The sequence below is a fragment of the Ruminococcus difficilis genome, assembly GCF_016680995.1.
Window position 1 is genome coordinate 24,551 of record NZ_JAEQMG010000143.1, and the last position, 14,751, is coordinate 39,301.

8 protein-coding genes are annotated in these 14,751 nt (G+C 46.0%); all 8 read right to left on the minus strand.

All coding sequences use genetic code 11. The features are described 5' to 3' along the window. A complete protein-coding gene (gene glgB / locus JKK62_RS13250; protein WP_201428298.1) occupies window positions 1-2,646 on the minus strand; it encodes a 1,4-alpha-glucan branching protein GlgB in 2,646 nt (881 codons plus the stop codon). Window positions 2,647-2,992: 346 nt separating this feature from the next. Beyond that, window positions 2,993-4,243: a DUF1015 domain-containing protein gene (locus tag JKK62_RS13255; RefSeq protein ID WP_201428299.1), complete on the minus strand. Its 1,251-nt coding sequence runs from the start codon at window positions 4,241-4,243 to the stop codon at window positions 2,993-2,995. Window positions 4,244-4,371: 128 nt separating this feature from the next. Beyond that, a complete protein-coding gene (locus tag JKK62_RS13260; protein ID WP_022118789.1) occupies window positions 4,372-5,532 on the minus strand; it encodes a phosphoglycerate dehydrogenase in 1,161 nt (386 codons plus the stop codon). A gap of 1 nt (window position 5,533) precedes the next feature. Further along, complete coding sequence (gene serC, locus JKK62_RS13265; protein ID WP_147631074.1) at window positions 5,534-6,616, minus strand: 3-phosphoserine/phosphohydroxythreonine transaminase; 1,083 nt, start codon at window positions 6,614-6,616, stop codon at window positions 5,534-5,536. A 179-nt stretch (window positions 6,617-6,795) separates the two neighbouring features. Continuing rightward, on the minus strand, window positions 6,796-8,478 hold the full coding sequence (ilvB, locus tag JKK62_RS13270) for a biosynthetic-type acetolactate synthase large subunit (RefSeq protein WP_201428300.1): 1,683 nt from the start codon (window positions 8,476-8,478) through the stop codon (window positions 6,796-6,798). 163 nt (window positions 8,479-8,641) lie between these two features. Then, a complete protein-coding gene (gene ilvD / locus JKK62_RS13275; RefSeq protein WP_201428301.1) occupies window positions 8,642-10,309 on the minus strand; it encodes a dihydroxy-acid dehydratase in 1,668 nt (555 codons plus the stop codon). A gap of 38 nt (window positions 10,310-10,347) precedes the next feature. Beyond that, the gene (gene leuB, locus JKK62_RS13280; protein WP_147631073.1) at window positions 10,348-11,430 is read right to left on the minus strand and encodes a 3-isopropylmalate dehydrogenase; all 1,083 of its coding nucleotides are present in this window, start codon (window positions 11,428-11,430) and stop codon (window positions 10,348-10,350) included. 218 nt (window positions 11,431-11,648) lie between these two features. Continuing rightward, window positions 11,649-14,282 (minus strand): YfhO family protein, encoded by a 2,634-nt coding sequence (locus tag JKK62_RS13285; RefSeq protein ID WP_201428302.1) that lies wholly within the window; start codon window positions 14,280-14,282, stop codon window positions 11,649-11,651. Between the last annotated feature and the right edge of the window lie 469 nt (window positions 14,283-14,751).

Consider the following 14,751-nt stretch of genomic DNA (forward strand, 5'->3'; position numbering starts at 1 on the left):
CTATTTCTCCTGCTGTTTGTTTCGTCTGCTCTTTGCGGCCGGTTTTCTGCCCGTTGTCTTGTTTTTTCTTTCTTCCTCTGCCTTTGCACTTTCTGCGATTTTGGCTTCCAGTTCTTCTTTGAGGCTTTTTTTCGGTGCTTTTTCTGCCGTCTTTGTCACTTTTTCTTCACTTGCAGCTGCCATCTCCAGCTCTGCTTTTGGGGTTGCCTGCTTACCGGTTCCTGGTTTTGCGGTTGTTTTCTTTGCAGCTGCTTTTTTCTCAGAAGCGGCTTTGATCGAAGTTACTTTTTCACTGCTTTTCTTCTCAGCTGTTTTCTTTTCCGTTTCTTTTACAGCAGCCACTTTCTTTTCGGCTGTTTTCTTTTCGGTAACTTTTTTCTCGGCTGTTTTCTTTGTTGCCGTTTTTTTGTTGACCGCTCTTCCGGCTGCCGCTTTTGTATAAGAAAAAACCGTAATGCTCATCGGCGGAACCGTGATCAGGATCGAATCCGCTCTGTCATCGCATTCTGATTTTTTTGACTGTTTCAGTCTCGGGTTACCGACTCCGCTGCCTCCGAATTCTTTGCTGTCGCTGTTAAAGATTTCTTTGTATTTTCCAGGGTATGGAACGCCGATCTTGTGGTTTTCGTAAGTCAGCGGTGAGAAGTTGCAGACGATCAGCAGCGTCTCTTCTTTTTTCTTTGTGTTTCTGGTAAAGACTACCATATTTTCATTGGCAGAAATGTTATTGATCCAGGTAAATCCATCCGGATCATAGTCCATTTCGTAAAGTGCCGGATGTTCTCTGTAAAATGCATTGAGTGCTTTCACATAATTCTGCATCTGCTTGTGCTCATCATACTGCAAAAGCTCCCACTCCAGTGACCGGTCCTCTGCCCACTCATCATACTGTGCAAAATCCTGTCCCATGAACAAAAGCTTTTTGCCCGGATGTGCCAGCATAAATCCATAAGCGGCACGTAAGTTTGCAAACTGCTGCTCACGGTCACCCGGCATCTTGCCGATCATGGATGCTTTGCCGTGTACAACCTCGTCATGTGACAAGGTCAGGATATAATCTTCACTGTACGCATAAACCATGCTGAACGTCAGTGCCCCATGATTTGCGGTACGGAAGATCGGATCCAGTGACATATAATAAATGAAGTCATTCATCCAGCCCATGTTCCATTTGTAGTCAAAGCCAAGACCCTCATCCTCAACGGCTCCCGTTACTTTCGGCCATGCTGTGGATTCTTCGGCGATCATCAGAACCCCCGGCTCCTTCTGTTTAAAGATGGAATTGAGATGATGGAAAAATTCGACTGCTTCCAGATTCTCGTTTCCGCCGTAGATATTCGGCACCCATTCTCCTTCGTTCTTTCCATAATCAAGATAGAGCATGGAAGCCACCGCATCCATACGGATACCATCAATGTGATACTTTTCTGCCCAGAACAGTGCGTTTGCGATCAGGAAGTTCTTGACTTCCGGACGACCGTAATTGTAGATCAGTGTGCCCCAGTGCGGATGGGAACCTTTTCTCGGATCGAGGTGCTCGTACAGGCAGGTTCCGTCAAAGGCAGCCAGTCCAAACGTATCACGCGGAAAATGTGCCGGTACCCAGTCCAGAATCACGCCGATGCCCTGTGCATGCATATAGTCCATGAAATACATGAAATCTTCCGGTGTGCCGTAACGACTGGTCGGTGCATAGTATCCGGTCACCTGATAGCCCCAGGAACCGTCAAACGGGTGCTCCATAACCGGCATCAGCTCAATATGCGTATAGCCCATCTCTTTTACATAGTCCGCAAGCATCACAGCCAGTTCACGATAATTGTAAAACTCCCTGCCGTCCTCCGGCTTGCGGAATGAGCCAAGATGTACCTCATAAATGGACATCGGAGCCTTCTTACTGTCTGCATTTTTTCTCTGTTTCAGCCATGCTTCATCTTTCCATGCATACTGACTCAGGTCTGTGATCACCGATGCCGTGTCAGGACGAAGCTGTGCAGCATTGGCATACGGATCTGCTTTTAAGAATGTCAGCCCTCCCTTTGCCTTGATTTCATATTTATAGAGCTGTCCTGCAGCAAGTCCCGGTACAAACAGTTCAAAAATACCGGAATCCCACAGTCTTCTCATCGGCAGACGTCTGCCATCCCAGAGGTTGAAATCGCCTACCACGCTGACACGCATAGCATTTGGTGCCCATACTGCAAACAAAACACCTTCCACACCATTGACCGTCATTGGATGTGATCCCAGTTTTTCGTAGATATCGTAGCAGATGCCTGCATTAAATTTCTTCGTTTCTTTTTCCGTGATCTGCGGTGCAAAACGATATGGATCTTCGTATTCTACGATATTTTCTTTTCCATCTGCTTCTTCTCCAAAATCTACGTGATAATGATATTTCGGAATTCTTTTACCCGGAAGCAGTGCAGCGAAAAAGCCTTCCTCATCCTCTAAATCCATCGGATATTCTTTTTTGCTGTCTTTCAACACCACTGTCACACTCTTTGCCGTCGGCAGAAACGTCTGGATCAGAATCCCTTCTTCTGTCACATGTGCTCCCAGAATATCGTGCGGATGATCTTCTTCTGAATATACAATCCCCTCCACTGCTGCCCAGTCCATCATTTCATATAATTTGTTGTCCATAATCTTCAAACCCTCCCTTATGTATTTAAGCGGATATTCGCAATCCGCTTTGCTGCTTGCCCATAATGTTTCTTAAATTATGATACCTGCGGATTGTTCCATGCTTCGCACTCCCACAATCCGCTCCCGTATTCGCATATCGTGGGATTATCATCCCATTTTTATGTCTACGCTCCGCTTCGGTCGGAGCAAAACGAACATCCACTGGATGTTCTGCTCCATATCGGGGCGGGTCCCAAGGTCTTTCATCCACTTATGAGCAAGCTCATGTGGATTTAGACCTTTTGACCCTGGCATCTTATTATTCTATTTTAACACAAACACCAACAGTAAAAAAGCAAAAAAATTATAACATATGCAGAAACAGTCCGCTCCGAAGTTTTGGCTCAAACCATGTGGATTTCGGCGGCATCAGCATGCCGGCATCGGCTACGGCAAACAATTCTGCCATGGAAGTCGGATACATGGAAAAAGCCACCGCATCTTTCTGCTGCGTCTCTTTTACATGATCGACCATACGCTCCAGCTCGGAAAGTCCGCGGATCCCGCCCACATACCTGATGCGTTTTGATGTTTTCGGATCCTGGATATCCAGATATGGCTGCAAAAATTCTCTTTGCAGATAAGCGACATCCAGACCTTCCACCGGATCGTCTTTTGTAAGATCTGCCTTTGCCGTAAGCTGATACCACTGACCGCTAAGATACATGCCAAAAGTACCCTTTTTCTGCGGATGATATGCCGCATTTACCGGTTGTACATCAAAAATTTTCGCTGCGTTTTTCAGAAATCCTTCTCTTGTCTGTCCGTTCAGATCCAGGACGACACGATTGTAATCCATAACGTAAAGTTCCTCATCCGGGAATAATACCGACAGAAAATAATTGAATTCTTCGCTGCCGTCATAATCCGGATGCTGTTTTCTGCGAAGCTGCCCTACTTTGACTGCCGATGCTGCCCTGTGATGTCCGTCTGCGATATAAATTTTATCTATTTTTGCAAATGTATCTGCAATTATTGCAATATCCTCTTTTGCATCCACTCTCCAGCCTTTATGTCCGATGCCATCTTCCGAGACAAACGCAAACATCGGTTTCTGCTGTTTTACTTTTGCTGTCACCTCTGCGATCGTCTGATCTTTGCGGTAGGCAAGAAAGATCGGTCCGGTCTGTGCATTGCAGGTATCGACGTGTCGGATACGGTCCTGCTCTTTTTCTGCCCTTGTATTTTCATGCTTTTTGATCACACCGTTTAAATAATCGTCAATCGAGGCACATGTCACAAGACCGGTCTGTGACCTTCCATCCATCGTCAGTTCATACAGATAGTAACATTTCTGCTGATCCTGCACAAAGGAGCCTCTTTTGATCCATTCCTCTAACATATCATGTGCTTTCTGATAGACTTCCGGTGCATACATATCCTGATCTTTTGGGAACTGGGTCTCCGGGCGGTCGATCGCCAGAAAGCTTTCCGGTGCTTTTTTTACCTGTTCTCTTGCCTCGTCACGGCTGTAGACATCATAAGGAAGAGCTGCGAGTTTAGATGCAAGTCCTTCTGCCGGATGTACAGCACAAAATGTTCTGATCTCTGCCATAATCATTCCTCCATCTCTGCACGGTCCGGGCGTTTCGGTTTATGAGCCGCCTCTTCCGTACTGAAAAAGGCTGAAGCAGAAAACTGCAACAGCCTTTTGTCCTCTTGTTTTTCTTATTCTTTTGTTTTTTATTTGATCACTCTGACTCTCAGCACACCTTCGACTGCACGGATCTTATCCAGTACTTCTTCGGATGCCACGCTGTCCAGATCAAACAGAGAGTATGCATAATCGCCTTTGCTCTTGTTTACCATGTTTGCGATGTTGATATCAGATGTTGCAAAAATGTCGGTAAACTGTCCCAGCATGTTCTTTACGTTGCGGTGGTTGATCGCAATACGGTTTGCATGTGTGCACTCGCCCAGACTGCAGTTCGGATAGTTTACAGAATTGATGATATTTCCTTTTTCCAGGTATTCCATCAGTTCCTGAACTGCCATCTTTGCACAGTTGTCTTCCGATTCTGCGGTGGATGCACCCAGATGAGGGATGATGATCGCATTTTCCACACCTGCGGTTGTGGTATTCGGGAAATCGCAGACATATTTCTTTACTTTTCCTTCTTTGAGGGCTTTTACAACAGCCTCTTCATCTACCAGCATATCACGTGCAAAGTTCAGGATCACGACATTTTCTTTCATCAGATCGATTGCATCCTGATTGATCATCTTTCTGGTGGAATCCAGCAGCGGTACATGGATCGTAATATAATCGCAAGTACGGTAAATATCGTCCACATCTTTGATGTGTTTTACGCCTTTGGAAAGTTTCCATGCCGCATCAACAGAAATGTACGGATCATAACCATATACATCCATACCCAGACATTCTGCCACGTTTGCCACCTGGATACCGATCGCACCAAGTCCGATGATACCAAGCTTTTTGCCCATCAGTTCGCATCCTGCAAATTTCTTCTTTTCTTTTTCTGCCTTTTTTGCGATATCTTCGCTTCCGGCTTCGGATTTTGCCCATTCCACACCGCCGATGATATCACGGGAAGCCAGCAGCATGCCTGCGATCACCAGCTCTTTTACGCCGTTTGCATTGGCTCCCGGTGTGTTAAATACAACGATACCTTTTTCTGCACATTTATCCAGCGGAATGTTGTTGACACCGGCACCGGCACGTGCAACTGCATACAGACCATCCGGCAGCTCCAGATCATGCATGGCAGCACTTCTTACCAGCACTGCGTCTGCATCTTCCATTTTTTCTGTTTTTTCGTAACCTTCTGTGAACTGATCCAGTCCTACAGAAGCGATCGGGTTTAAGCATGTATATTTCATTTTACAGATTCTCCTCTTCAAATTTCTTCATAAATGCTACCAGTGCTTCCACACCTTCATATGGCATTGCATTGTAGATACTTGCACGCATACCGCCAACGGTACGATGACCTTTCAGGTTTTCAAGTCCGGCTTCTTTTGCTTCTTTTACAAATTTTGCATCCAGGTCTTTGTCACCTGTGACAAACGGAACGTTCATCAGAGAGCGGGAATCTTTTTCTACCGTTCCTTTGAACAGCTTGCTGCTGTCAAGATAATCGTAGAGCAGTTTTGCTTTCTTTTCGTTGCGTTCTTTCATGACTTCCAGACCGCCCATCTTTTTCAGCCATTTGAATACCTTGCCGCACATATAAATGCAGTAGCAGTTCGGTGTATTGTACAGAGAACCTGCATCGGCATGTGTCTTAAATTTCAGCATGGTCGGTGTACCTTCCAGTACCTCATCCGTGATCAGATCTTCGCGGATAATGGAGATCACCATGCCTGCCGGTCCGATGTTTTTCTGAACACCGCCGTAAATGATGCCGTATTTTGTGACATCGACCGGCTCTGACAGGAAGCAGGAAGAAACGTCTGCTACCAGTGTCTTGCCTTTTGTATTCGGCAGTGTTTTGAATTTTGTACCATAAATGGTGTTGTTCTCACAAATATATACATAGTCTGCATCCGGGCTGACCGGCAGATCGGAGCAATCCGGAATGTAGGAGAATGTCTTATCTTCAGAAGTTGCGATCTTGTTTACTTTTCCGTATTTCTGTGCCTCCTGATATGCTTTTTTTGCCCACTGTCCTGTTACGATATAATCTGCAACTTTGTTTTTCATCAGATTCATAGGAATCATAGCAAACTGCTGTGAAGCACCGCCCTGCAGGAACAGCACTTTATAGTTATCCGGAATATGCATCAGATCACGCAGATCCTGCTCTGCTTCTTTGATAATATCGTCAAAGACCTGTGAGCGGTGACTCATTTCCATAACGGACATACCACAGCCCTTGTAATCCAGCATTTCTGCTGCTGCTTCTTTTAATACTTCTTCCGGTAATACGGCCGGACCTGCTGAAAAATTGTACACTCTGCTCACTTTCATATCCTCCTTGACTTCTCACTTTGTTGTGTGATGAGTTTTATAGCAAGTGCTGATGCCTGTTTTCAAAACTCCGCCAGATATCAGCACTTATTTTCTACACTTTACTATAGTACCTTGTTAAAAATTAGTCAAGCCTTTTTCCAAGTTCTGGAAAAAGGCTTGCAGAACCGAATTTATGCTTCTTTATTCAGATCGTCCTGATCAAATGTATCTTCAATCGGGGCACCTGCCGGAACCATCGGAAATACTTTGTCGTCGCAGTCGATCACACAGTCGAGCACAACCGGTTTGCCAAGTGCGATCGCTTTTTCAACAGCCGGTGCAACTTCTTCTTTTTTCGTTACACGGATGCCTTCTGCACCAAGTGCTTCTGCCACTTTCACAAAATCCACACCGTCATTCAGAATGGTCTGTGAATAACGTTTTCCGTAGAACAGTGTCTGCCACTGGCGAACCATACCGAGCACATGGTTATTAATGACAACCTGAATGATCGGGATGTTGTATCGGGCTGCGGTTGCAATCTCATTCATGTTCATACGGAAACATCCGTCTCCGGCGATGTTCAGTACCACTTTATCCGGTCTGCCCACTTTGGCTCCGATTGCAGCACCGACACCATAACCCATGGTGCCAAGTCCGCCGGATGACAGGAAGGTACGCGGATCTTTGTAACGATAATACTGTGCAGCCCACATCTGATGCTGTCCGACATCGGTTGTGATGATGGCATTTCCTTCGGTTACTTTATAGATCTGCTCGATCACATACGGACCGGTCAGACCTTCTTCATTGTATTTCAGAGGATGCTCTTCGGAGATTGTCTCAATCTCTTTGATCCATTCTTTATGCTCATGTTTTTCAATTCTCTGATTGAGACGTGTCAGCACTTCTTTGAGATCTCCGATAATACTGCAGTCTACCTGAATGTTTTTGTTGATTTCTGCCGGATCGACATCAATCTGGAGAATTTTGGCATTTTTTGCAAAACGGCTGGCATTTCCGATGACACGGTCACTGAACCGGGAACCGACCGTGATCAGCAGATCACATTTTGTTACACCTAAGTTGGATGCTTTTGTTCCGTGCATACCCAGCATACCCATGTAAAGCTCATCGGTGCCGTCAAAAGCACCTTTTCCCATCAGGCTGTCTGCAACCGGTGCGTCTATCTTTTTCACAAACTCCATCAGTTCCTTGGAAGCTCCGGATATCACAGCACCTCCGCCGACAAATACAAACGGCTTTTCACTCTCATTGATCAGCTCAATCGCCTGTTCCAGATCTTTTTCTTTGATATACTGTGTGCTGCGTTCTACCGGGATCGGCTCTTCTTTTACATACTCAGTCTCTGCTGCGGTCACGTCTTTTGTGATATCAACCAGAACAGGACCCGGTCTGCCTTCCTGTGCAATGCGAAATGCTTCACGGATGGTATCTGCCAGTTTTGTGATGTCTTTTACAATATAGTTATGCTTTGTGATCGGCATCGTTACACCTGTGATATCAATTTCCTGGAAACTGTCTCTTCCAAGCAGCGGAACGGCTACGTTCGCTGTGATGGCAACCATTGGGATTGAATCCATATATGCGGTTGCAATACCGGTTACCAGATTCGTGGCTCCGGGACCGGAAGTTGCCATACATACGCCGACTTTTCCGGTTGCTCTCGCATATCCGTCTGCCGCATGAGCAGCACCCTGCTCATGGGATGTTAAGATATGATTGATCTCTGAACCATGTTTATATAATGCATCGTATACATTTAAAATCGTGCCGCCCGGATAACCGAAAACAGTGTCTACGCCCTGCTCTTTCAGGCACTCGATTACGATTTCTGAACCATTTAACTTCATCCTGCTATCCTCACCTTTACTTTCCTTACTGTTATGTTTCTCTTATTTTGCCCAGGTATAGAATGTGCTCCGGCACATTCTCCGTCTGCGGTGGCCCGCCTTTGCGACATAATTCTGCACCACCGCAGTGCGATCCTGCGGAGCTTCCATTCTTGTTTCAGAATTATTTTTCTGAAACAAGAATAGCTCCTCTGTTACCGGAAGTTACCATAGAAGCGTAACGTGCCAGATAGCCGGTCTTTACCTTCGGCTCTCTCGGTGTCCAGCCAGCTTTTCTTCTTGCCAGCTCTTCATCAGAAACAGCCAGTTCCAGTCTGTTTTCCGGAATGTTGATCTTGATGATATCGCCTTCTTTTACCAGTGCGATCGGACCGCCGACTGCTGCTTCCGGTGATACGTGACCGATGGAAGCTCCTCTGGACGCACCGCTGAAACGGCCGTCTGTGATCAGGGCAACCGTGGAACCAAGTCCCATACCTGCGATCTCAGAAGTCGGATTCAGCATTTCTCTCATACCAGGACCGCCTTTTGGTCCTTCGTAACGGATCACGACAACATCGCCTTCTTTGATCCTTCCGGAGAGAATAGCCTCACATGCATCTTCCTCACATTCAAAGACTCTTGCCGGACCTTCATGTACCATCATTTCAGGCACAACGGCAGAACGTTTTACAACACTTCCGTCCGGTGCCAGATTTCCGGTCAGGACAGCCAGTCCGCCGGTCTTGCTGTACGGATTTTCTACCGGGCGGATGACTTCCGGATTTAAGTTTACGCAGTCTTTGATATTCTCGCCTACGGTCTTTCCGGTAACGGTCATGCAGTCGGTGTGCAGCAGACCAAGTTTATTTAATTCATTCATAACGGCATAAACACCGCCGGCTTCATTCAGATCCTCCATATAGGTCGGGCCTGCCGGTGCCAGGTGGCAGAGGTTCGGTGTCTTTGCACTGATCTCATTTGCAAATGTGATATCGAAATCCATGCCGATTTCATGTGCAATCGCTGGCAAATGCAACATGCTGTTTGTAGAACATCCCAGTGCCATATCCACGGTCAGAGCATTTAAAATTGCATCCTCTGTCATAATGTCGCGTGGACGGATATTCTGACGGTACATTTCCATAACCTGCATACCTGCATGTTTTGCAAGACGGATACGCTCGGAATATACAGCCGGAATGGTTCCGTTTCCACGAAGTCCCATACCAAGTACTTCTGTCAGGCAGTTCATGCTGTTTGCAGTGTACATACCGGAGCAGGAGCCACAGGTCGGACATACTTTTTCTTCGAATTCACATACATCGTCTGCAGTCAGTTTGCCGGCAGAGTATTCTCCGACTGCCTCAAACATACTGGAAAGGCTGCGTTTGCGTCCCTTCACATGACCTGCCAGCATCGGGCCGCCGCTTACAAATACGGTCGGCACATTGATACGTGCGGCTGCCATCAGAAGTCCCGGTACATTCTTGTCACAGTTCGGAACCATGACCATGGCATCGAACTGATGTGCCAGTGCCATTGCCTCGGTAGAATCTGCGATCAGATCTCTTGTTACCAGAGAATATTTCATACCGATATGACCCATGGCAATACCGTCGCAGACTGCGATCGCCGGGAATACCACCGGTGTACCGCCTGCCATGGCAACACCCTGTTTTACTGCATTGACGATTTTATCCAGATTCATATGACCCGGAACGATTTCATTATAAGAACTTACGATACCAACTAACGGACGCTCCATCTCTTCCTTTGTCATGCCAAGAGCATTGAACAGAGAACGGTGCGGTGCCTGCTGGATCCCTTTTTTTACATTATCACTTTTCATTGTAACATACCTCCATTTATATGATGCCGGATTCGGTTTTATACGCGTTCTGCAATCAGATCTCCCATCTGAACGGTTCCGACTTTTGTGCATCCTTCCGACATGATATCGCCTGTGCGGTATCCGTCTTTGAGTACCTGTTTTACCGCTGCTTCGATCGCATCTGCCGCTTCATCCAGATCCAGTGAGAAACGCAGCATCATGGCAGCGGAAAGGATCGTAGCGATCGGGTTTGCCAGATCTTTGCCTGCGATATCCGGTGCAGAACCGTGGCTTGGCTCATACAGACCGAATTTTGTTTCATTCAGGCTGGCGGAAGAGAGCATTCCGATAGAACCGGTCACCATACTTGCCTCATCGGAAAGGATATCTCCGAACATATTCTCGGTCAGGATGACATCGAACTGTTTCGGGTCACGCACCAGCTGCATGGCACAGTTGTCTACCAGCATATGCTCCAGTGTGACATCCGGGTAATCTTTTGCAACGTCTTCCACAACGGATCTCCACAGTCTGGAAGAATCCAGAACGTTTGCCTTATCCACACTGGTTACTTTATGGCGGCGTTTTCTTGCAATGTCAAATCCACGGACAGCGATACGGCGGATCTCATTCTCATCATAAGAAAGTGTATCAACGGCTTTGCGTACTCCGTTCTCCTCGGTTGTGTGACGCTCTCCGAAATACAGACCGCCGGTCAGCTCACGCATGATCATCATATCAAAACCGTCACCGATGATATCATCACGCAGCGGGCAGGCCTCTTTTAATTCTTCGTACAGGTACGCCGGTCTTAAGTTTGCAAACAGATTCAGCTCTTTGCGGATTTTTAAGAGTCCTGCCTCCGGACGAAGGTTCGGTGCCAGTTTGTACCACGGGGAGGTCTTTGCATCTCCGCCGATGGAGCCCATCAGAACGGCATCGCTTGCTTTTGCGGTTGCGATCGCCTCATCTGTCAGAGGCACACCATGAACATCGATGGATGCTCCTCCCATTAAAACTTCTGTATATTTTAATTCAAAACCATATTTTTTTCCTGCTGCATCCAGCACTTTCTGTGCTTCACGCACGATTTCCGGTCCGATACCGTCGCCTGGAATGACTGCGATGTTGTAACTCATATCCTTTTCCTCCGTTCTCATCTGCAGTTTTGCATATGCCTGCATATCTCTGCATACATCCTGGTAAAGTATTGTTCTTGTTTTTTCTCTTGAAACTTTACCGCTTTAATTCTATATGATAATGCATTTTGGTACAGATTTCAACCTTAATAACAACAAAAAAAGCGGCTATCCGTCATTTTCCTTACGACAAATAGCCACTTTTTCAAAAATCTGAACTATTTTATTCTCTTATCTACCGAAATTCTTCTCTTTTTTACGGCAAAAGACAGTGCCATCCAGATCCATGCCGCCACACTCAGCACCGTACCGAGAATGATCCATGGGCTGATATAATGCATTTCGACCGTATGCTCCCCTTTTTCAAGAAAGATCCCGGTATAAGCAACACTACTGGCGAAAGATTTTGCTTTTTTTCCATCAACAAAAATGTGCCATCCCTTGCTGTATGGAACCGCCAGCTGCAAAATTTTATCTTCGGAAACAGAAATTTTCCCGCTGATGCGGTTTGTACTCTGTTTTACCTCCGTCATAGATTCTTCTCGCCGCTCTTTTGTCTGTTCTTTGATAAAGCTTTCGGAAATCCCCTGGATCTCCATATCGTTCAGTTTGTAAGTATGCGATTTGTGAAAACACAGGCTGCAGGTTCCCATCTGTGCAACTCCGAGATTGACTGCAATAAAGTCCCGGTTCATCTCTTTTTCATTGCTCACCGCACACATCGGGATTTCAAACCTTGCTTTTTTGCTTTTCACAAAAAGAATCTGCTTTTTTCTTACCTTCGATCTGGAGGACAGGCCTTTCAACACCAGATAAGTCTCTGACTTCTCTTCTGTCTGAAACTTCAGTTTCATTCTGCCTTGTTTTTTCCCTTTTAACGTTCCATCTTTCCAGGATGCCCGATCCGCTCCTGTAATTTTCAGATTTCCACCTATAACAGCACCATCAGAAGGACGCTTTCCTCTTTCAAAAGTCTTCCCCTGTTTTTCCAGGATTTTTTCAGCATCGTCATCTAAAACGGCATACTCCAGAAGTGCTGCCTGCCGCTCAAGCGGTGTAAGGCTGTCATAATCCTCTTTGTGCATGATCTTATCATAAGTATAACCGACCGGCAGAGCATCCTCATTGACCGTGATCCTTTTTTTGTCAGACTGATAACGGACACAGAGCATATTTTTGAGAATCTGCCGGTTTTCAAGTCCATGCATGACATTCGGACGTTCATATTTTGCCATTCCAAGTGAAACATAGAGATCTTTCATGGATTTCGGGATCACACTGTAATAAAACTCCGTTGTATTGATCTTTGCTGCCAGCGAGCAGTTATACAGGGAGGACGGCAGTTCCACCCTGTAAAATCCGTCTTCCGCAAGCTTTGCATTCTGCACATTTTTTACGGCACGGTTCAGTAACACAGACTCCGACACGCCTCTTTTTGTAAAACGTGCGGCATAAGAATATCCGACCGGTGTAAAGAAGGTGATGAGATTGCAGCAGACACCGGCAAACACAACGAAAGACACCAGACATCCCGCCAGTCTTTTTCTCTGCTTTCGCTCCAGAATCGCTCCAAGTGCAAATGCCAGAACGGTCACTGCAAGAGCTGCGATCGCATATCGCATGGCTTTTCCGTTCGATGCGGATAATGCTGCAGCAAGGATGCCCGCTGCCACTCCAAGGATCAGGAATATTTTTGTATTCTGTTCTTTTAAATCTGCAACCGCCTGTGCTGCCATCAGGGCACATAAAAATGCCATGCCGTAACTCCAGCGGTTTGTCACATAAGCAAAACCATTCATCATTTTTCCGCCAAACGGAATACAGAGCAGCACAAGCAGCACAACAAATCCGATCTTCAGCTGGCAATTTTCCCGACTCCTTTTTTTTGACGTAAAGAGCATCAACACACCGGCAAGACCGCCGATCGCCGTTCCATGTACTGTCCAGCCGTTCGTCATCGGAAGTGTCTGGAAAAATCCGAGGATCATTTTCCGGTAGTGTGCAATGCTGTAAAAGTTCTGTGCCTCTTCCACCGCAGTGTCTACTCTTGCATTGTGAAGAAAGGCATAGACGGACGGCAGAATGATCACTGCTCCAAGGCATACACCCCAGATCCACGCCGCCGCCATTTTTAAGATCAGCAGTAGGATCTTTCTGATTCCGTATTCCCGATAATGTCCGAAAAGCCGTACACACAGATAAATGCCGCACAGTATGGTGTTCATGTACATGAAATAGTAGTTGCTCATAAAGGCAAGTGCCACCGATACGCTTAAAAAGCAGATGCTTTTCTTTTGCAGGACTTTCTCCGTTCCGGAAAGCAGCAGCGGCAGATACAGCATACCATTTAAAAACAGTGGATGCTTCATCCCGCCCATCAGTGCAAAACTGCAAAATACATACAGCCAGGAACCACACAGTACGGAGGCTTTTCTTTGAATCCCGGCCGTGCTGCAATAATAAGAAAAAGTAAGGCCTGAAAGATACATCCGAAACAGAATCAGAAACATATACATCTGATCCAGATGGTTATCCGCAAAAAATACGGTCAGCAAATTGACGGGATCCCCAACGCCGTAATAGTTCAGCGTCCCGATCACATCAAACCCCTGTCCAACCGAAAAATCAACCATCGGCAATGCAAAATTTCCATGTAAAAACTGCCGCAGCGTATTACGAATCCACATCAGCACTGCATAATGCTGTGCAACACCGTCCGCCATTTTGGTAAAGGATGCGTTTTCCTTTCGAAAAATCAGCAGCATCAGAATGGCTGCCGCCAGAAATCCACCTGTGTACAGGAGAAAATACCACATTTTCCCCTTTAAATCCTCTTTTTTGTCCTTCATCATTGCCTTTCCCCTTTTCTCTCCCCTGATTCGTTTTCCAAAAAAGTACCGTCCTTTTTTATCTGCTGCGGCAGAATCATACGGTACTCTGGAGTACTGCTTTGTTCCCACAAGTCTACTATATCCTGTAGTACATTTCAATATTTCGAAGGCAACTTTTACATTACTTTTACATTTTGCATTAATGTTGTTTATCTTTCTTACTTTTTTATGAAGATTTGAAATAAGGCTACCGCAATCCCACTGGCTTTAGACGGTGGGTTAAGGTAGCCAAAAATCAGAAATTATAGTATACTCATGGCATGGGAACCTGGAAATCTAAAAACAGACACAAATACTTATGATGTTGGGGGCAAAAGATGCCATACGAATTGTTCCGTACTTCGTACTTCCACAATTCTACCCAATATTCGCATATCGTGAAGCTTACGCTCCACTTTTATGCTCATATCGGGGCGGGTCATTAAGCCAT

Coding starts and splice junctions, on each gene's coding strand:
- JKK62_RS13260 (WP_022118789.1), bottom strand. CDS start 5,532: ATGAAATATACATGCTTAAACCCGATCGCTTCTGTAGGACTGGATCAG.
- JKK62_RS13255 (WP_201428299.1), bottom strand. CDS start 4,243: ATGGCAGAGATCAGAACATTTTGTGCTGTACATCCGGCAGAAGGACTT.
- ilvD (WP_201428301.1), bottom strand. CDS start 10,309: ATGAAAAGTGATAATGTAAAAAAAGGGATCCAGCAGGCACCGCACCGT.
- JKK62_RS13285 (WP_201428302.1), bottom strand. CDS start 14,282: ATGATGAAGGACAAAAAAGAGGATTTAAAGGGGAAAATGTGGTATTTT.
- ilvB (WP_201428300.1), bottom strand. CDS start 8,478: ATGAAGTTAAATGGTTCAGAAATCGTAATCGAGTGCCTGAAAGAGCAG.
- leuB (WP_147631073.1), bottom strand. CDS start 11,430: ATGAGTTACAACATCGCAGTCATTCCAGGCGACGGTATCGGACCGGAA.
- glgB (WP_201428298.1), bottom strand. CDS start 2,646: ATGGACAACAAATTATATGAAATGATGGACTGGGCAGCAGTGGAGGGG.